This window comes from Saccharibacillus deserti (assembly GCF_013618475.1).
Classification (GTDB): domain Bacteria; phylum Bacillota; class Bacilli; order Paenibacillales; family Paenibacillaceae; genus Saccharibacillus; species Saccharibacillus deserti.
This window is the reverse complement of sequence record NZ_JABJVN010000002.1, coordinates 122,762-141,423: the sequence shown is the minus strand read 5'-3', so window position 1 is coordinate 141,423 and position 18,662 is coordinate 122,762. Positions and strand designations below refer to the sequence as shown.

General features: G+C 57.6%; 15 protein-coding genes. 8 read left to right on the top strand and 7 right to left on the bottom strand.

The features are described 5' to 3' along the window. Positions 1-468 (bottom strand): cupin domain-containing protein, encoded by a 468-nt coding sequence (locus HOP44_RS06705; protein WP_172251823.1) that lies wholly within the window; start codon positions 466-468, stop codon positions 1-3. Between the two features lie 147 nt (positions 469-615). Between HOP44_RS06705 and HOP44_RS06700 the strand changes: the two genes are divergently transcribed. Continuing rightward, positions 616-1,554, top strand: coding sequence for a hypothetical protein (locus HOP44_RS06700; RefSeq protein WP_172251822.1), 939 nt, complete (start codon positions 616-618; stop codon positions 1,552-1,554). A 143-nt stretch (positions 1,555-1,697) separates the two neighbouring features. Then, positions 1,698-1,970, top strand: a complete 273-nt coding sequence (locus tag HOP44_RS06695) for an NHLP leader peptide family RiPP precursor (RefSeq protein ID WP_172251821.1) — start codon at positions 1,698-1,700, stop codon at positions 1,968-1,970. Between the two features lie 80 nt (positions 1,971-2,050). On the opposite strand, the gene HOP44_RS06690 is transcribed toward HOP44_RS06695, so the two are convergent. Next, positions 2,051-4,009, bottom strand: a complete 1,959-nt coding sequence (locus HOP44_RS06690) for a sensor histidine kinase (protein WP_246369667.1) — start codon at positions 4,007-4,009, stop codon at positions 2,051-2,053. 163 nt (positions 4,010-4,172) lie between these two features. Between HOP44_RS06690 and HOP44_RS06685 the strand changes: the two genes are divergently transcribed. Then, a complete protein-coding gene (locus HOP44_RS06685; protein ID WP_172200370.1) occupies positions 4,173-4,337 on the top strand; it encodes a hypothetical protein in 165 nt (54 codons plus the stop codon). A gap of 119 nt (positions 4,338-4,456) precedes the next feature. On the opposite strand, the gene pdxK is transcribed toward HOP44_RS06685, so the two are convergent. Beyond that, the gene (pdxK, locus tag HOP44_RS06680) at positions 4,457-5,269 is read right to left on the bottom strand and encodes a pyridoxine/pyridoxal/pyridoxamine kinase (RefSeq protein ID WP_172251820.1); all 813 of its coding nucleotides are present in this window, start codon (positions 5,267-5,269) and stop codon (positions 4,457-4,459) included. A gap of 164 nt (positions 5,270-5,433) precedes the next feature. After that, positions 5,434-6,660, bottom strand: coding sequence for an MFS transporter (locus HOP44_RS06675; protein WP_172251819.1), 1,227 nt, complete (start codon positions 6,658-6,660; stop codon positions 5,434-5,436). A gap of 477 nt (positions 6,661-7,137) precedes the next feature. Here HOP44_RS06675 and HOP44_RS06670 point away from each other — a divergent pair, with 477 nt between their 5' ends. Together HOP44_RS06670 and HOP44_RS06665 are read left to right on the top strand one after the other, a co-directional pair. Next, a complete protein-coding gene (locus HOP44_RS06670; RefSeq protein WP_172251618.1) occupies positions 7,138-7,725 on the top strand; it encodes a hypothetical protein in 588 nt (195 codons plus the stop codon). 703 nt (positions 7,726-8,428) lie between these two features. Next, complete coding sequence (locus HOP44_RS06665) at positions 8,429-10,561, top strand: endonuclease MutS2 (RefSeq protein WP_172252962.1); 2,133 nt, start codon at positions 8,429-8,431, stop codon at positions 10,559-10,561. A gap of 120 nt (positions 10,562-10,681) precedes the next feature. Here the strand turns inward: HOP44_RS06665 and HOP44_RS06660 are convergent, their stop codons facing one another. Continuing rightward, positions 10,682-11,128, bottom strand: coding sequence for an Lrp/AsnC family transcriptional regulator (locus HOP44_RS06660; protein WP_172251818.1), 447 nt, complete (start codon positions 11,126-11,128; stop codon positions 10,682-10,684). A 309-nt stretch (positions 11,129-11,437) separates the two neighbouring features. Between HOP44_RS06660 and HOP44_RS06655 the strand changes: the two genes are divergently transcribed. Continuing rightward, on the top strand, positions 11,438-12,592 hold the full coding sequence (locus HOP44_RS06655; RefSeq protein ID WP_172251817.1) for a serine hydrolase domain-containing protein: 1,155 nt from the start codon (positions 11,438-11,440) through the stop codon (positions 12,590-12,592). A 2-nt stretch (positions 12,593-12,594) separates the two neighbouring features. Then, positions 12,595-13,779, top strand: coding sequence for an MFS transporter (locus HOP44_RS06650; protein ID WP_246369666.1), 1,185 nt, complete (start codon positions 12,595-12,597; stop codon positions 13,777-13,779). A 106-nt stretch (positions 13,780-13,885) separates the two neighbouring features. Here HOP44_RS06650 and HOP44_RS06645 read toward each other — a convergent pair whose 3' ends face one another. Beyond that, positions 13,886-16,789, bottom strand: coding sequence for a beta-mannosidase (locus HOP44_RS06645; protein WP_172251814.1), 2,904 nt, complete (start codon positions 16,787-16,789; stop codon positions 13,886-13,888). A gap of 145 nt (positions 16,790-16,934) precedes the next feature. Between HOP44_RS06645 and HOP44_RS06640 the strand changes: the two genes are divergently transcribed. Continuing rightward, positions 16,935-17,807 carry an ROK family protein gene (locus HOP44_RS06640; RefSeq protein WP_216667500.1) on the top strand — a complete coding sequence of 291 codons (873 nt, stop codon included), beginning with the start codon at positions 16,935-16,937 and terminating at the stop codon, positions 17,805-17,807. A 246-nt stretch (positions 17,808-18,053) separates the two neighbouring features. On the opposite strand, the gene HOP44_RS06635 is transcribed toward HOP44_RS06640, so the two are convergent. Continuing rightward, positions 18,054-18,659 (bottom strand): YkvA family protein, encoded by a 606-nt coding sequence (locus HOP44_RS06635; RefSeq protein ID WP_172251812.1) that lies wholly within the window; start codon positions 18,657-18,659, stop codon positions 18,054-18,056. Positions 18,660-18,662: the final 3 nt, after the last annotated feature.

Here is an 18,662-nt window from a genome sequence, read left to right as displayed (position 1 = left end):
TTACTTCCGTTCGACCAGCTTGAAATCGTCGTAATGGAATCCCGGCGCTACGATGCAGGTTACCAGCACCGGCTCGTCGCCAAGCGGACGCGCTTTTTGCCAATGTTTGCCCGGAACGAGTCCCTGGAACGATTGACCGTTTGCCGTATCCGGACCGAGTACGATTTCTTCGCCTTCCACAGGCTCGTCCCCGTCGCCTCCGAGCGTCAAAGCCAAAGGACCGCCGGTATGCCACAGCCACAGCTCGTCGGAGTGCACCACATGCCATTCCGAGAACTCGCCCGGATGAAGCAGGAAATAGATCGAGCTTGCCGCGAAGCGATCGCCGGTATATTCTTCCGGCAGCACGCTTTGCGGAATGGTAAACGAGGATTTCCACAGTTCTTTATGCCAGCCGCCTTCGACATGGCCTTCAAGTCCCAACAGCTCGACGAGCGGGGACAGGGCTATCGGTTTCTTCGGATTCATAAGTATGGATCTTCCTTCCCATATTGAAGATTTCTGAACTTCAGCATACTATACTATCGGCGTTTCGACCAACCGGTTTTTGCGTTTCTTGTTCCCTGCTGAGGTATATTAAAAAAGAAACGAACAAAGTTCGGGGAGGGTCTATCGATGCAATTAACGGCCGCCGCAAAACGGGAAACGCGGCTCGCTTTCGAACACTGCCGGAAAGTGATCTCGAACTTTCCGGCTCCTTACGCAAATGCGGGCATCCAGTATTTGAACCGGTTCGATCCGGACCTGCATGCCGGTTCGACCAACTACATCTGCCTCCTGCTGCCCTACTGGCTGCAGGAGGCGGCAGGCGCGGCGACCGAGACCTGCCGGAAATTGGCGGAAGCCAATGTGTTCGGCATGCTTCACTTCCACCTGCAAGACGAACGGATCGACCGCGCGGCGGCAAGCGGGCGGACGCATATCGCCTTGTCCCAGCTCTTGAACGCCGAAATGAACATCCGTTACGCTTCGCTGTTCTCTTCTTCCGCCTCTTTCGGCGAGGCTCTTCGCCTCTGCACGGCCGAGTGGGCGTCGGGATTGGCCGCCGAAAAGGAGCATCGGCTGCTGTTCGAACGGCCCCGGGCCATCGCGGCGCGCTCCGCTCCGCTGCTGCTCTGTCCGCTTGCTTTGTTCGAAGAAAACGAATCCCGGCGCAGGCGTGCGCTGCATGCCGTCCGGGAAACGCTCGTCACCCTGCAGATGGCCGACGATTGGGCGGATTACGCCGAAGACCTGCGCGAAGGCTCCGCCAACTGCCTCGTTTCCTTCTACAGAAAAGAGTATGCGATCCCGGAGGAAGTTCCCGTTACGGCCGCCGAAATCGACGATGCGGTCTACGTCCGCGGCCTGCTGAGTCCGTATGCCGGACTTGCCGCGCGGCGGCAGCGCGAACTGGAAGCTTACCGGGAAGATTTCCCCGCCCTGGTCGGCTTTCATGAAGCGTTGGCCGGCGATCTGGAACGGATTGCCGCGGGGATCGAACAGGAGAAAAACTCCCTTTCGCTGGGCGGATTCAATTACTGGCTGCTCGGCCGCGAAGAACCTTCCGAATAAGGCCGCAAACGGCTTGCTTCCGCGAAAAACACATGCTACAATCACCACAAACCGAAGTCTTTTTGTCGCCTATTTTCGACGGTTTATCGCTTCGACGCCGCATGTCCGATCTCCCACATTCGCACGCGAGAGGATGATTCGTTATGGCAGTTACAACAACGGAAGCTTTGATTAAAACCCAGGTGATTCAAAAAGCATGGGAAGATCCGGCGTTTCGCGCCAGCCTGCTGGCCGACCCCAAAACCGCACTGCGCGAAGCTTTCGGGATCGAGCTGCCGGACCATATCCGGCTGACGGCAGTCGAAGAGTCGGCCAACGACTTCTTCCTGGTCATTCCGCCTCCCCCTTCGGCCATTCTGCCGAATACCGATCGGCTCGTGATCGAACCCGCCGCCATGTGGGGCACCGGAAGCTGACCCTTCCCCATTGAGATTTGTATCCTTTCACACGCAAGGAGCGGGAAACCCGCGGCGTCCTTTCCCGAAGCTCTCCGTCTTTACTCGGAAGCTTCGGGAAAACGGACCGTCGCTTCGGTTCCCGCTCCTTTTTCACTGTCGAATTCCAAAGTCCCCTGCATCGATTCCACGATTCGGAACGTAACCATCAGCCCCAGGCCGGTCCCTTTCGTTTTGTTCGAAAAATACGGTTCCCCGAGACGTTTCAGCTCTTCCGGTCCTATGCCCATGCCGTTGTCCCGAATCCGGATAACGATCGACCCGTTTTCTTTGGAGGCCCGGACATTGATGACGCCTTCTTCCGCCGGGAGCGCTTCGATACTGTTCTTGATCATGTTGATAAACGCCTGCTTGAACTTGGACGAATTGCCTCTGACGTACAGATCGGGTTCCAGTTCCAGCAGGATCCGGCCGTGATGGATACTCGCGAGCGGTGTCATGACCCCTTCGATATGCCGGAATTCTTCGGAAACGGACAGCGTCTTGATATTCTCGGCTCCCGGTTTGGCAAAAGTCAGAAAGTCGGTGATAATGCCCGAAGCGCGGTCCAGTTCTTCCAGCGCCATCCCGATATACGCTTTCTCCGATACCGCCGACCGTTCGCCGAGCAGCTGCAGGAACCCGCGGGTCACCTGCAGCGGATTGCGCACCTCATGCGCGACGGAAGCCGCCAGCTCGCTGATGATCTCCATTTTCTCGGCGCGCTGCAGTTCGTTGTTGAACATTTCCAGTTCTTTGGAATACTCCAGCACCTGATTGTGCGTCTCGACAAACCGGCGGCCCAGCACGACGATCAGCGAGATCACGAAAGCGACCATTCCCCATTTCCACCAGTACAGATCGTACTGCTCTTTGCTGGCGTAATAAAGAACCAGTTCGAGAATGCCGACTCCCGCAAAAATCGCCAGGCCGCCATTGAAGATGAGAGCATCCTTGTTGCGCTGCAGACTGTACAAAACGGAGCAGCCGAGCATCGTCAGAAGTTCGACAAGCATCAGTACGCCCAGAACCGTTGTCGTCAGCAGATAATAGAGCGAGAAATAGCGTTCTTCGGTCAGTACGTTCAACAGCAGAAGAAGCAGGCAGAACGCCGAGTAAGCCAGTTGGAAGCGGCCCAGGTAGAAGACGATATTTCGGGGTCCTTTGCCGAAGATCGTCTGGAAAAAGTACAGGAACGAAGGCAGCAGCGCAAACAGGGCCACATCGAAGAGCCGCTGCAGAATCCCGCCGTAAGCCGGATAAAGCGTAAACAAAAACGGCGAATACGAGACGACCAGCAGACCGATCGACAGAATCACGAACACCAGCGACATCCACGGCTTCAGATAATTCCGGTTCAGGAAGATCGCGCAGACGAGCATGACCAGCCCGATCAGAACAAACGAACCGCCGAGCATAATATCGAGCATGTCCCGCGTCAAATAAACGGTCAGGAGCTCGTAAAAACTTCCGAATGCGATATGCTGCACGATACCCGCTCCTTCTTCGGCAATCTGCATGCGAATATAAAGCGAGCCCCCGGCGTCTTCCGCTCTCAAAGGCAGCAGCAGCTCGTTCATCGTATAGCGGTATTTTCGATCGGATTCGAACAGCTTGCGGTACTCGGTATAAGCGACGACATCGCGGCCGGACGATTTTTCGACAAGCACGGCGGGAATCGGCCAGCCGAGCTGCGGAATATCGATTCGTACCCAGGCCAGAGCCGCTCCCCGCGGACGCGCCGGCGGCATCGTATGTTCGTTCATCGATGTCCAGTTTGAAGCATGGAGCACCTGCTCGGGAGGCGTATCCGTTACGGCATTGGAATGTCCCGGATCCCACAGAAACTGCCATTCCCCGACCTCGGCCGTCTCGGCTTCGCTGCCGCTTCTCGGATAGGCGTCCACGCACAAAAAGACGACAGCCAGTATGCCAATCAGAATCGCCAGCCTTTTCGGTAAAGTTCTCATAAACACCCCCTGCAGCCGATCCGGCATCAATTTGCCGTCTACCTTCAACATTCGCCGTCCGACTCCCCGTTCCCTGCCGGCTTCCTTCGCCTTTTGTACCCTTCGACCCAAAAAGCCCTTGTTTCAGCGGGTCCGGCCCTGTGTATAAATAAGCATCTTACACGATCCCGGCCCGCCGCAAGGCGAAAGAGGCCGCTCCAGGAGGTATAACCCCATGAACAATTCGCATCGAGACGTGGACGTCGAAGAACGCAGAATCGAGAAAAAGTCGGACTCCAGCCTGGTTGCTTCAACTTTTATCAAATATGCGGCCTATATCATCATCACTTTTGGCATTCTCTATTTCCTCGTCCGCTATGTGTTCCCGATGTTCCAGTAAACATAAAACCGGAGTGTTCAAACGTTCCTTCGGCGGGGCAGACGAAAAAAAGACGAATTTCCGGCGGGGAACCGCTTCGGAAATTCGTCTTTTTGCTTATTTCGGTTCTTGTGCCCGGTTTAATCCCGGTACAGCCGATGAGCCGCGTGCAGCGTCGGTCCAACGAAAGAGTTGATCGGGAAACCGTGGCGAATCGCGGAAGTGACAAACGTTTTGGCATTTTGAACCGCGGTCCGTACGTCTGCTCCTTTTGCGAGTTCGGCCGTGATCGCCGCGGAGAACGTGCAGCCCGCTCCGTGAATATAATTGGTTTCGATCCGCTCGGACTCGAGCAGTTCGAACTCTTGTCCGTCATAGATCAAGTCGACCGCTTTCTCGTGCAGCAGCTTGCCTCCGCCTTTGATGACGACATGCTTGGCGCCGAGTTCATGAATCTTCGCCGCCGCGACCTTCATGTCTTCGATGGTCCGGATCGGTGCCGTCTTGGCCAACTGCGAAGCTTCGAACAGGTTCGGAGTCACCACGGTCGCTTTCGGAACCAGTTTCTCCAGAATCGCTTCCGCCGTATCCGGGTTCAGCACTTCGTTCTCGCCTTTGCAGATCATGACCGGATCGACCACGAAGTGCTCGAGCGGACGCTGTTCGATCTTGCGCGCCACCGCGTCGATAATCTCGACCGTGCTCAGCATACCGGTCTTGGCCGAAGTCACGCCAATTCCGTTCAAGACCGTGTCGAGCTGGCTTTCCAGCAGTTCCGCCGACATCGGAGTCACATGGTGGCTCCAGCGCTGCGGATCCATCGTGACCACGCAGGTCAGCGCCGTCATTCCGTATACGTTAAGCTCCTGAAACGTTTTGAGGTCGGCCTGGATGCCCGCTCCTCCGCTCGTGTCGGAACCGGCAATCGTCAAAACCTTGGGTATCGTCGTCATCTGTCAAGCGCCTCCTGGGTCTTCTATAGTTAAGCCGGTCGTTCCCGGCTTCCGCGAAGCGCGGACGGCGCTTTATCCGATTAACGGAATGCGCCGCAGTCTCCGGTAATGGTAAGACGAAGCGGCTGTCTTGTCAACCGCCGTTTTCACGGGGATTTCCCCGCTTATTGCGATTTGCCCTCGACCGCTTTCGTGCTTCGGAAAGGCGCGGTCTGGTCGATCTTTTTGTAGTGGGCGATAAAAGCGCAGATCAGCAGAGCCACGCCGTTCACGACGAAGATCCAGTGGATCGGCATAAAGGCCCCGAGCACCCCGCCGACAAGCGGACCCGCCATCGTGCCGATCTGGGTCGCCGACTGGTTGAGACTGAAGGCGCGGCCCCGGAATTCCGGCTTGGTCACCTGCACGATCATCGCGTTGACCGCCGGGAACACCCCGGCGAAGAACAGCCCGTACACGAAGCGCAGAATGCCGAATCCGACATAACCCGTCACGAAAAATTGCAGCAGATTGCCGACCGCGCCGCCGATCAGGCCGATCAGCAGCACTTTCCCGTATCCGATCTTCCCGCCGATCCGGCCCCACCGGGGAGCCATAATCACCGTCGCCACGCCGACCGCCGAGAAGATGATGCCCGACACGAGCGAGGTACGGTCGGACGAAACGCCCATGTCTTTGACATAGATCGTGATCAGAGGCTCCAGAATCATGACCGAGAAGTTGCTCATGGCTACAAGTCCAAGCAGCGCGAAGAAGATCGGAATGCCCGCCGCCTGCTTGAGATCGTCCTTGATTTTCGAACGCACCTTCGGACGCTTGAATTCTTTTTCGTGTACCAGGAAAGTCGCGACCAGCGCCGAAATCAGCACGATCCCGCTCGAGAACAGAAAAGCGCTCCGGTTATCGAGCGTAAAACTGATCAAGCCTCCAAGCAGCGGTCCGATAATGGTGCCCGAAGCGCTGGCGGTCGACATGACGCCCAGCGCATACCCCGTTTTCTCTTCCGGCGTATTCGTTCCGACCAGGGCAATCGCCGCCGGAATAAATCCGGCGAGCAGACCTTGAAACAGCCGCAGCAGCACGAGCTGAACCGGATCCTGAACGAAGAAATTAATAAAGTAGAGCGCCGCCAGGCTGTATCCGGAGCGGACCAGCATCGGTTTGCGCCCGTACTTGTCCGCCAGCGATCCCCAGAACGGAGATATCAGGGCACTCGACAGAAACGTAATGCCGAACGCCAACCCCGCCCAGATCGATAAATATTTTTCCCCGACGCCGAGCTCGCTGTGCATAAAGATCGGCAGAAAAGGGATCGATATCGAGTAGGCCATGCTGCAGAAAAACACGCCGGCCCATAATACAACCAAATTCTTTTTCCATGAAAATTCCATCCGTCAGCACATCCCTTCCTGTCGAGAACGGTGTCCGCTGCGCCGGAACCGGCCCGAAGCGCACGCGGAACCTTTCCCGAAGCTTCGGCTTGCGTTCTTTCCCGATTTGGCGTTTGTCCAGATGCGTGAGATGCCTCCGCCGGCCCAATCGTCACGCTTCAAACGTCCTAATCTTTTCAACTTGTTAATTTTACTCCCTTTGGGTTTCGTTTTCCAATGGAACGCCGGGCGATTTGGAGAGTTGAACAGCCGTCTGGAGCCTTAGGTTCCGGTAGGCTCCGGTAAACGCAGTTCTGTTGGGAATCGCGGCGCCGGACTCCTGAATCCGGACGGATTCGGCTTATTCCGCCGCGCCGGGGAGCTTCGAAGAAACCGTTCTCTTCTTCCGCGGCGGCAGGCGCTGCGAAGGAAGGCGGTTACGAAGCCGCCTATTCGGGTAAAGCGTATGTAAGAACGCATCCAAAGGAGACGATAACCATGGCTTACGATCCGCGAAACGAATCCGATCGCGCCCACGAGCGCTTCAATCTGACCCGCGACAACGACTACACGGAGCGGGATATTCCGGCCGACGAGCTGGAGTACGTCGATACCGTGCAGGAGACTGCGGCCCCGGCCGACTCCGCACTGACCGATCCGGAAGCGTATCCGAACCGGACAGAAGAAGATCCGCATCTCGGCTCGCCGACACTCGAAGATGTGCCGGACGCTGACGACCTTCATCCGGACAGCCCGGTCGACCCGGCGGCTCCCGCCCAGGACGAACCGCACGGCACCGATCTGCTGAACGGAGCCGGAGGCGAAGAAGGACGCCGCGAGCTGGCTGCCGAATCGGAAGATCCGGCACGGCCGCTGATTACGGACGGCGACCGCGATGTACAGCACGCTAACGGGAATCATCCCAATCATGATCTCATTACGGAACGTGACACCGATCCGGAAAGCGGACTGTTCCGGGAAGGTTCGTTCCCCGCTTCGCTGCCGGACGACGTTCAGAGAAATCTGATCGACTCGGAAACGGACCAGGGTTACAAAGACGAAGTGTATACGGACGAGGACGAATAATTCGGACTTGACCGGACAGGCAAACGCTTTTATGATAAGGGTAACTTTCAAGTGAAAAGGGGAAAATTTGATGACGGGGTATGTTCTTAACTAATCAATTCCATATGGGACACATTCATCGGGAAACACGCACAACCCGCGATTTGCGGCTTGATTTTGCGATGCCTGTTCGAATCTGTCCGGAATTCAGTTAAGAACAGCGAATCATTTTCCTATAAGCTTGAGGTGGGTTCAACCTATCCTTTCGACTTTTCGGGCCGCGCTGCTTTCTGAGCGCGGCCCTTTTTGGCTATTCCGCGTGTTCCCCGCACTCGTCGGCATCTGCCGGCGAGCGCAGGAAAGCGGAGCAGGCAGATGCCGCGGCGGAAAGCGGTGCCGGCCGAAAAAGTCCCATTCGAAAGGACAGACCTTCGGAATGTTCGGCGCCGCTGCTGCTGCAGCGGATCGAAGACGCCCGGAGATCGAGAACCCGAAGGCGCGAGCCCTGCCGGCAGATGGCAGGGTTCAAGCTTGGCCCCACAGGACGGAAACCAGCTGGTCTTAAGACCGCTGACGAAACAGGGATTTCCCTGATTCGGCGGCGGTCCCCTGACCGACCGGTTTCCGTCCTTTTTGCGTTTACGGACCTGCACGGCCGGCGGCGCACCGTTTCTCCCATCCGAACACACAAGGAGCGATACCCACAATGAACGTACAACCGCACATTAATCCGCAAACACTCGAACGTCTCGAGTACGCACGCATCAAGACCGAACTGTCCACTTACGCCGTATCCTATCTCGGCAAACGCCATATCGCCGCGCTTCAGCCGATCATCGATGCCCGTACGCTGCGCCGCCGGCTGGACGAGACCGACGAAGCCGCCGGCGTGCTGCGCCGCGGAGCCAGCATTCCCCTGCCTTCCCTGACCGGCATGGAGCAGATTCTCGATCTGCTCGGCTCCGGTTATGTGTTCCAGGAGCAGGACTTCACGCATCTGCATCAGTTCCTGCGCAGCTGCGCCCAACTGATCGACTATATGCACGGAAAAGCCGACTGGGCGCCCAACGCGGCCGCTTACGCTTCGGGTATGCACCGGCTCGACCGGCTGCGCGAAGAGATCGAGCGCTGCATCCGCAGCAACCGCGTGCTGGACTCGGCCAGCCGCGAATTGTCCAAAGTCCGCCGCCGCATGGCGACGGTCGAAGAACGCGGCTCGCGCCGCCTGGCCGAACTGATGGCCAAACACCGCTCGATCCTTCAGGAGAACTTGGCCGTGCAGCGCGGCGGCCGATTTGCTATTCCGGTCCGCAAAGAGTACCGGAAGCTGGTCAAAGGTTCCGTGCTGGACGAATCCTCCAGCGGACAGACCCTCTATATTGAACCGGAAGAGATCCGGCAGTTCCATGACGAGATGGAGCTGCTTCGCGCCGAAGAAGGACGCGAAGAAACGAAGATTCTCAGCGAACTGACCGGCACGGCGGAGCAGTTCGCGCAGGAGCTGCGGGTAAACGCCGAACTGGTGGGCGAATACGATTTCCTGTTCGCCAAAGCCCGCTACGCACTGGCGCTGAATGCCGTCAATATGAAGCTGAACGAACACGGACTCATCCGTCTGCGCGGCGCCCGGCATCCGCTGATGGGCAGCGGAATGATTCCGCTGAATTTCGAACTCGGAGAACGTTTCCGGATGCTGATCGTCACCGGCCCGAATACCGGAGGCAAGACGCTGGCGCTCAAAACGATCGGCCTGCTGACCCTGATGGGTCAATCCGGTCTCCTGATTCCGGCCGAAGAAGGCGGCGAATTGTCCGTATTCGACAGGATCGAAGCCGATATCGGCGACGGGCAAAGTATCGAGCAGGCGCTCAGCACTTTCTCGGCGCATATCCGCCGCATCAAAGGCATTCTCGAAACGGCCGGACGGCGTACCCTGGTCCTGATCGACGAGATGGCCTCCGGTACCGATCCGGGCGAAGGCGTCGGCTTGTCGATCGCGGTGCTTGAAGAACTGCACCGGCGCGGTACCTGCGTCGTCGTTACCACGCACTTCACCGAGATCAAGACCTTCGCTTCGGCCACGCCGGGCTGCGAGAATGCGCGGATGGAATTCGATGCCGAGACGCTGCAGCCGCTCTACCGGCTGACGATCGGCGAAGCCGGGCGCAGCTACGCGTTCGCGATCGCCAAGAAGCTCGGCATTCCGGACGCCGTTACCCGGCGGGCGGAAGAATTGACGCGGCGGAGCCAAGTGAAGCCGGAACAGACGGACGCTTCCGGCACAGGCGATGCTGCAGTTGGCACCGCCGTGCCGACGCCGAAGGAAGACTCCCGCGCCTCAAGCGAAGCGGCGGCGCCCCGGGCGAATCCGGCTCCTGCAGAATCTTCCTCCGCACTCTTCCAAGCGCGGGAAGACCGGCCGGCCGACGATCCGGCCCTTCTTCCCGGCGCTTCGCTGCGGCGCGCCGAACCGCAGCCCCCGGCTCCGGACACGAACGGTTCGCCAGGCGAGAACAAGGCGGAAAGCGGCGAAGAAGACGGCTCCGGCAGCCAAACGGACTTTTTCCGTATCGGAGACAGCGTGTCCGTGCCGTATCTCGGCAAAACGGGCATCGTCTACTCCGAAGAAGACGCCATGGGTACGATCGGCCTGCAGATTCAGGGCCAAAAAATCCGGATCGCCCGCAAAAGACTGCAGCCCCATATTCCGCGCGAATCGCTGTATCCGGAAGATTACGATCTCAGCATCGTACTCGATTCCAAAGAAAACCGCAAAAAACGCCGTAAAATGGAGCGCCGGCATATGGAAGGAGTCACGATTGTCCTGCCGCCGGACGAACCGGGAGACAAGCGGTAACGCTAAACCTGCCTTTTTAATCCCCTCCGATATGACCAGAAGTTTTCCTGAACAAAAAGGCTGTTTTTGTCACTTTTGATGACAAAGACAGCCTTTTCCATCTTCCTGTCACAGCATGCTTTATAACTTGATTAACGATTCTGCGGGAAGCAGCGTTTTACAGCCGATTGGAGAAGATAAAGAAACAAGCGTCGTTGAGCTGCCGTATGGCATACTTTCGTTTTCAAATTGCTCGATGTCTCGATTGGATTCCACCACGATCTTGACCAAGTAATTATACTCTCCGCTAATACGGTGGCATTCGACGACCTGCATGCTGCTCCTGCAAAACTCAACGAAATCGAGACATTGCGTGGTACGAAATAAGATAAAAGCAACGGTAGCCTTGCCGACTTTTTCTCCCGCAATTACGGTACGGTAGTGCTCAATAACTCCTTGTTCTTCCAGTCTTTTGATTCGTTCGGTGACTGCCGGCTGAGATAATCCCACCCGTCTTCCAATCTCCGTCATCGATAACCGCGCGTCCTGCTGCAGCTGAATAAGAATATCTTTGTCCACGCTGTCCATTTCATGCCTCCTTGCCTTTTCCTATAGGCTGATTATCTACCATTTGTACCTTTGAATGATTCTTGTATGGGTGATTTTAGTCCTCCTGACTTCGTTCCGTCAATGTACTCGAATAAACACAACAGAAAGCGTCTTAAAAAAATCAAATGAAAGCGCTATTTGTAAAGGGCTGATAAAACCTAAGAAAAGGTATGAAAATAAGCCGGTTTCCTTTGCGTACTCCCCTTTTTTTCGATGCTTGCTTATATAAGCCTCTTTCTTCTTTTTCTACAATTAAGGCAGTCGTAAATTGAAAAGGAGGCATAAGGAATGACCATAGTAAATTCGGATAAAAAAACGTTGGCTGAAAAGGTGGCCGGCGTAATCGACCAAGCGCTCCAAGAAGGAAAAATCGTCGGTACTGTCACTCTCATCTCCCGAAATGGCAAGCGGATCTACAGCCGGGCAGCCGGATATGCGGATCGGGAAGCAGGCATCGCCATGCAGGAAGATGCTCTTTTCCGTCTGGCTTCGCTGACCAAGCCGATCGTTTCCACGGCGGCTTTAGCGCTTATAGCTCAGGGAACGCTGCAGCTTGACGATCCAGTGACCCGTTGGCTTCCGGAATTTAGGCCGCGTCTTGAAAACGGCCAAGAACCGACTATTACCGTACGGCAGCTGCTTACGCACACGGCCGGACTGGGATACGGGTTTTTGGAATCCGAAAAAGGCGGACCTTATGCACGAGCCGGCGTGTCAGACGGCATGGATGTGGTCGATTTTTCATTGGAAGAAAACTTGATAAGGCTGTCTTCCGCTCCGCTAAAATATATGCCGGGTACGGCTTGGGGCTATTCGATCGCTACCGACGTTCTGGGAGCGCTGCTGGAAAAAGCATATGGAGCGCCGCTGCAAAACATCGTTCAAGATAAGGTAACGGGTCCGCTAAACATGACGGAAACTTCTTTTTTCACAACGAACCGACGAAAAACGACCGTTCCGTACCTTAATACCAATTCTGCAGCCGCACGAATGGGGGACACTGAAATTGCCCAGGTATTCGAGCATACGGCCGGGATTCGTTTTCAACCGGAACGAGCTTTCCTACCAAGCGCCTATCCGTCCGGCGGTGCCGGGATGGTCGGGACCGCACAGGACTTCCTGCGCTTTCTTGAGGAACTTCGAACAGGCCATCGTCTGCTGCCCAAAGAATGGAAAGACGAAATGTCGCGCATTCAGACAGGGGATCTTCATTTGGACGGCTGGCCTGGCCGGGGGTTTGGACTGGGCTTCACGGTATTGAGAGACCCGGCAGCAGCCGAGACAAAGGAATCGCCCGGAACCTGGCGACTGGGCGGCGCTTACGGTCACTCTTGGTTTGTCGATCCGGCCGAGAAGCTCACTGTCGTATCTCTGACAAACACAGCTTTCGAAGGAATGTCCGGTCTATTCACGGCCGAACTGACTGAATCGGTGTACGGATGAAAATGTTCGAGAAAAATTTCGAGGCGGCGGTCGAACGCTTTCCATGGAGCGGGCTCATCGTTCTGGCATTGTCCGGCTTCGTCTGCATCCTGACGGAAGCTGTCCCTGCCGGACTTCTGCTGCCGATCGGCGAAAGCCTCCGTGTTTCGGAAGCGTCCGCAGGCCAGCTTGTGACGGCTTATGCGTTGGGATCGCTGCTTGCTGCGATTCCCCTAACACAGGCCACGCAAGGTTGGCGGCGCAAGCGACTGCTGCTGCTGTGCCTCGCCGGATTTCTCGTATTCAATACGGTTACCGCGCTCTCTCCGAATTACATGCTTACCCTGGCTGTCCGTTTTCTCGCCGGGGTAACAGCCGGCGTATTATGGGGTGTTACAGCCGGATATGCCCGATTAATGGCTCCTGTTTCCGTACGGGGTAAGGCAATGGCCGTAGCCATGTCGGGAACACCGCTGGCACTGGCATTTGGCGTCCCACTCGGAACCTTTATCGGAGGATTCGTCGGCTGGCGCGCCGTTTTCGGATTGATGTCTCTGCTGGCTCTGCTGCTCCTGCTGTGGGCTCTGCGAAGCTTACCCGACTTTCCCGGGCGGACTCTGGAACGGCGCATGCCGCTGCGACAGGTGTTCGTTCTACCCGGTGTACGGCCGGTTCTGTTGACCGTGCTCGCTTGGATTCTGGCTCACAACATTTTGTATACGTATATCGCGCCTTACTTGACGCTATCTGGCTTAGACAGCCGTGTCGATCTGCTGCTGCTTTTATTCGGAGCCGCCGCTCTGGCAGGCATTATCGGCACGGGGGCGTCGATTGACGGGAAACTGCGGCGGCTGGTGATGTTTAGCCTTGCCGGATTTGGGATAGCTTCCTTAGCCTTCGCTTTCTTTAGTGACCATCCTTTTGCGATCTGCTTGGCGATGGCGATCTGGGGATTGACGTTCGGCGGAGCCGCTACGCTGCTTCAGACAGCCGTGTCGGATGCGGGCGGAGAAAATGCCGATCTCGCGCAATCCATGCTGGTCACGTCATGGAATCTTGCAATCGCCGGAGGAAGCGTCATTGGAGCTCTCCTGCTCAATGTCTTAGGAGCCGTTTTTCTTCCGTGGGCGAATATTCTATTCATTGCATTCGCATTGATCACGGTATATCAGGCGCGCGTGTACGGTTTCCCTCTTAATAAGCGATAAATATATGGCTTATGCAGGCCGCATACGATTAATTCAAAAAGCGCTTCCGCCCTCAATGGCAGAAGCGCTTTTATCCTTTTGCAGCATAATGATTACCTGCCGCCATTTATCGCTTCTCTAACGCGCTTACTTCCGAGTGTGCTGCACCGTTCATCGCGCTCACTCGCAAATTGTGCCGCACGGACTCTTCCGACAGCGGCGAACCGTCCAGCAGCGACAGCGCTACCTCCCGCAGCTCGCCGGGCAGCAGATCGAAGAAATTGTCGCTGAAACGTACCCGGCCGAGCGGCAGCTCCAATTTGACCATACGCGCAAGCGTACCCGCAGCTTGGATCGTCACTTTAACCGCAGAGGCGGGCGGTTCGGCTTCTGCCGTGTCCCCTGTCGTTGTTCCTTCGGTTCGATCTTCTTCAGCCGAAACGCTCCATGCCAGCACCGACCGGCCCAGCTTCACTTCCCGCTGATCGCGCAGCAGATAGAACTGCTCGTATTCCGGCATCGTTCCGGCGGCTTCCGCCGTACCCGTTCGCAATACTTCTGCCGGATCTTCCGATCCGCCGCTTTTCGCAAAACGCAGCCGGACGACCGTCTCCGCCGCATCGCCGCCTTTTAACGCGTCCGCTTCGCTCACCTCGCCCAGCAGCACCGGTCCTCGGAAAGCGCCGCCGGAACGGAAAACATATTCCCCAACCTTTTCCCCGTCAAAACGCCAAACTTCCAGTACGACTTCCGCTTCGACAGGCTCCGGTCCGTCGTTGACCGCCCAGACCCGCAGCGGACCGCCCGGTTCGTGTTCGAGCGACAGCAGCAGCGGCGCGTAGAACTTTTTGGCATAGTAATAGGAAGCTTTCGGCAGAAGTTCGTAATCGATCATCGCCCAGCTCGTCCCCGGCCAACTGTCGTTGAGCTGCCAGATCAGGCTTCCGCCGCTGCGCGGATTGCGCCGGTAATGCTCGACGCCGTAACGCAGCCCTTCCGCCTGGGTCAGCATCGAGAAATTCATATACTCCTCGATATTCCGCGGGATGCCGGTGTAGCCTTCCATCAGCAGAATGCCTTTGCGGTGGTTGGTGTCCTTGTTGCGGTACGCCATCTCTTCCCCGCCCCAGACCAGACTGTCTTCCGGCATGTTTTTCTCCAGCGTGTAGCGGTTGGCCGACGCGTGCATGCCGAATTCGCTGCTGAACAGCGCCATGTCCTTTTTATAATTTTTAAAAGTCACGCCTTGGATGCTGTAGTCCAGCACCGGCGCTTCGCCGAAAGCCCTCGGATAGACGGAACCGTGCCATACCTGCCAGTTGTGCCGGTCGCCGGCGTCCGGATCGTTGTCGTCCTGATCGCCGCTTCGGCCGTACGGCGAGGACGGCCAATACGCGCGGTTGGGGTCGAGCCGCTCCAGCGCTTCGGGGATCAGCTCGTGGTAGATCAGTTCGCCGTAGAAGTCGCTCTTGATATCGCCGCTTGCCGTCTTCATATCGTACAGCCAGTCAATCTCGTTGTTGCCGCACCAGAGCGCAAGCGAAGCGCGTCCGCGCAGCCGTTTGACGTTGGCTTCCACTTCGTCGAGCACATTGTCCATGAAGTCGGCGTTGAAATCAGGGAACAGCGCGTTCGCAAAAGCGAAATCCTGCCAGACCAACAGGCCGCGCCGATCGCATTCGTCGTAGAAGATTTCTTTTTCGTAAATGCCGCCTCCCCAGATCCGCAGCATGTTCATGCCCGATTCCGCCGACAGCGCGATCAGTTCGCCGTAACGCGAATCCGGGATGCTGCCGATCCTATTGTCCGCGGGAATCCAGTTGGCCCCTCTTGCATATACGAACTTCCCGTTGAGGAAAAAGCGGAACGCCGCGCGCCCCTCTTCGTCTTCGGTCCGCAGTTCGATCGTGCGCACGCCTATCGCCTGGGTATCGGTATGGATTCGCTCGTCTCCCGCATAAAGTTCGGCCGTCAGCGTGTACAGATGCGGCTTCCCTAGATCATGCGTCCACCACAGCCGGGCGTCCGGCAGCAGCGCCTCGGTGCGAAAAGCCGCCCGGCGCCGCAGCGCGGAGCGCCGGCCCGGCGTCACCGGACTTGCGGACAAAGCGCCCTGACGGCGTTCGCCGGATTCCGGCCGGACATCCGATTCGGCGGCCGGGGACGAACCGGGATCGTGCCCGGCCGCGCTGCCTGTCTCGGTGGAGCGGCTTGGATCCGCTCCGTCTTCCGCGACTTCCGCTTCGTACACGCGGCGCCCGTCCTCGTCCGACAGGCTCAACCTGAGCGTCAGCGGAACGTCGGGCATGCCGCGGTACGTCGTCACGTCTGTCGAGATGGCGAGGTTCGCTGCGCCGTTTTCGATCGAACGCGTTTGGGCGAATACGCTTTCGATTTTCGCCAGGCGATGCCGCTTCAGCGTCACTCCGCCCCAGATCCCGACAGTGACGAGGCGCGGGCCCCAGTCCCAACCGAAATTCATTGCCGCTTTGCGCAGCCATGGACGTTCTTTCGTATACGAAGACCAATCGAACCGCTCTTTGCCCTGATGATGCGGGAGCAGCGGGTCGAACCGGACGGCAATCACGTTCCAGCCGGACCGGATCACCCGCGTGACGTCGAACGTATGCGGCATAAGCATATTGCGCGACGTGCCCACTTCATGGCCGTTGACGAACACCGTCGCGAACGTATCCAGCCCGTCGAACGTCAGCTCGAAGCGTTCGCCCGGTTCCCGCGTCAGCGCTCCGCCGTATTCGAACCCGCGGCGGTACCACCATTCGCGCTCTTCGATCCAGCGGCTTTTGAGATCGTTGTGCCCGAAATACGGGTCCTCGATCACCCGCCGCTCGATCAGCGCGCCGTGGACGTCGCCCGGCACGCTGCCGGTCATCCAGTACCGGTCGTCCAGCATCGCCGCCGCGTTCTCCTGCGCAGGTGTCGTTCCCGGCGCGAAGTCTTTGATTCTCCAGCTTCCTCCCAGTTCGATCGTGTCCGTCCCGTGATTATCTGTGCTGCCGTTCCCGCTCATGTGTGTACGCTCCTTTCAAGATAACGCTTCCCTCATTCTTCAATAAAATAGCATAATGCGCGAAACGGGTACAGGTATAATAGATAAAGGATCGAAAACAAAGGATACGGCAACAAACCAAAACGATTTGCGGGAGGACACCATCATGATCATCGGAGCAATCGAAGCGGGCGGAACAAAGTTCGTCTGCGGGATCGGCAGTGAAAACGGAGAGATTCTGGACCGAGTCAGCTTTCCGACCGAAAAACCGGAAGAAACGACGGAACGTGCGGCCGAGTATTTCGAAGGCAAAAATATCGAAGCGCTGGGCGTCGGTTCCTTCGGCCCGCTCGACCTCGATCCGCAGAGCGATACTTACGGCCATGTGACCACGACACCCAAGCCTGGTTGGAGCCATTACGACCTGCTGGGGCATTTGAAAAAGAAGCTGAACGTGCCGGCCGGATTCGATACCGACGTCAACGCGGCCGCTTTCGGCGAAGCGCGCTGGGGAGCGGCGCGCGGCCTCGACAGCTGCGTCTATTACACGGTCGGCACCGGAATCGGCGTAGGCGTATACGTCGGCGGACGGCGGGTACACGGACTGGTGCATCCCGAAGGCGGCCATGTCCCGATGCGGCGCCATCCGGACGACACGTTCGCAGGCGCGTGCCCGTATCACGGCGATTGCCTGGAAGGCATGGCCGCGGGGCCGGCGATTGCCAAGCGCTGGGGACAAGGCAGCGACAGTCTGCCGGAAGACCACCCGGCTTGGGAGATCGAAGCGCATTATCTGGCCGAAGCCGTGACCGGCGCGATCCTGCTGCTCTCGCCGAAGAAAATCATTCTCGGCGGAGGCGTCATGCACCAGAGCCAGCTGTTCCCGCTGATCCGGTCCAAGGTTGCGCGGAACCTGAACGGCTACGTCGCTTCGGCGGTATTGGACGACATGGACCGCTATATCGTGCCGCCGGCACTCGGCGACAACGCCGGGCTGGCCGGGTCGCTGGCGCTGGGGATCGAAGCCGCGCAGGGCTGAGCGGTCGGGTAACAGCCCGATACATGCGCCAGCTTGATTGCCTTTTTGTCAACGTACAGCCCGCTCAGCGCGTATAATTAAACTTACGTATCCCAAAAAGCAGCGCAGCCGCCGTTCCGGCCCCTAATCGGGCCCAAACGAGCTTCTACGCTGCTTTTTATGCAACCTGGTATTCTTTTCGGGTCAAATCCGGCTTCCAGATGGCCTTTTCGGACATGTACCCCCTACTCCCTTCGGGGCGGCGAATTACGGTTTCGGCTGTCCTTTGCTTTTGGCTTCCGCTGCGTCCGCTTCCTTCACGATCGCTTCGCGGTCGACCGATACCGGCGCAAGCTTCGCTTCCACCTCGCCCAGATCGAGCGTCGCGCTCTCGCCGAACCAAGCCACCAGTTTCGCCCGGGCTTTGCCGCGCGTATCGTCGTTGATCAGCTTGGCGACGACCGCGACCGCCGCGACCAGCGTACCGAAATCGTCCGCGAAGCCCACGACCGGAATAAAGTCGGGCAGCAGATCGAGCGGAACGATAAAGTAGGCCAGCGCACCGATAATGACCGACTTCGCCCACGGCGGAACGTCCGCGTCCTTGAGTGTGTAGAACAGCAGCAGCGCGGCGTATACGACTTTGACGCCTGCCTTTTTGCCGACCGTCTTGACCTTGTCCCAGAACGATTCGTCCGAATATTCTTTGCCGTAGCCTTTGATCCGCTTGTTCAATTCCGCTTCGTCGATCGGCTGTGCCGCCGCGTTCTCCGCCTGCGCTTTGGCCGCCGGATCGCCGCTGCCTACGCCTACCCCGAATTTGTCTCGTCCGTAATCGGTCACGCGTTCCCGCCAGCTTTTTTTATCCGTCATCTT

What these genes read in the sequence shown, in the direction of transcription:
- HOP44_RS06705 (WP_172251823.1), bottom strand. Translation starts at nt 468, where the DNA reads ATGAATCCGAAGAAACCGATAGCCCTGTCCCCGCTCGTCGAGCTGTTG.
- HOP44_RS06700 (WP_172251822.1), top strand. Translation starts at nt 616, where the DNA reads ATGCAATTAACGGCCGCCGCAAAACGGGAAACGCGGCTCGCTTTCGAA.
- HOP44_RS06695 (WP_172251821.1), top strand. Translation starts at nt 1,698, where the DNA reads ATGGCAGTTACAACAACGGAAGCTTTGATTAAAACCCAGGTGATTCAA.
- HOP44_RS06690 (WP_246369667.1), bottom strand. Translation starts at nt 4,009, where the DNA reads ATGTTGAAGGTAGACGGCAAATTGATGCCGGATCGGCTGCAGGGGGTG.
- HOP44_RS06685 (WP_172200370.1), top strand. Translation starts at nt 4,173, where the DNA reads ATGAACAATTCGCATCGAGACGTGGACGTCGAAGAACGCAGAATCGAG.
- pdxK (WP_172251820.1), bottom strand. Translation starts at nt 5,269, where the DNA reads ATGACGACGATACCCAAGGTTTTGACGATTGCCGGTTCCGACACGAGC.
- HOP44_RS06675 (WP_172251819.1), bottom strand. Translation starts at nt 6,660, where the DNA reads ATGGAATTTTCATGGAAAAAGAATTTGGTTGTATTATGGGCCGGCGTG.
- HOP44_RS06670 (WP_172251618.1), top strand. Translation starts at nt 7,138, where the DNA reads ATGGCTTACGATCCGCGAAACGAATCCGATCGCGCCCACGAGCGCTTC.
- HOP44_RS06660 (WP_172251818.1), bottom strand. Translation starts at nt 11,128, where the DNA reads ATGGACAGCGTGGACAAAGATATTCTTATTCAGCTGCAGCAGGACGCG.
- HOP44_RS06655 (WP_172251817.1), top strand. Translation starts at nt 11,438, where the DNA reads ATGACCATAGTAAATTCGGATAAAAAAACGTTGGCTGAAAAGGTGGCC.
- HOP44_RS06650 (WP_246369666.1), top strand. Translation starts at nt 12,595, where the DNA reads ATGTTCGAGAAAAATTTCGAGGCGGCGGTCGAACGCTTTCCATGGAGC.
- HOP44_RS06645 (WP_172251814.1), bottom strand. Translation starts at nt 16,789, where the DNA reads ATGAGCGGGAACGGCAGCACAGATAATCACGGGACGGACACGATCGAA.
- HOP44_RS06640 (WP_216667500.1), top strand. Translation starts at nt 16,935, where the DNA reads ATGATCATCGGAGCAATCGAAGCGGGCGGAACAAAGTTCGTCTGCGGG.
- HOP44_RS06635 (WP_172251812.1), bottom strand. Translation starts at nt 18,659, where the DNA reads ATGACGGATAAAAAAAGCTGGCGGGAACGCGTGACCGATTACGGACGA.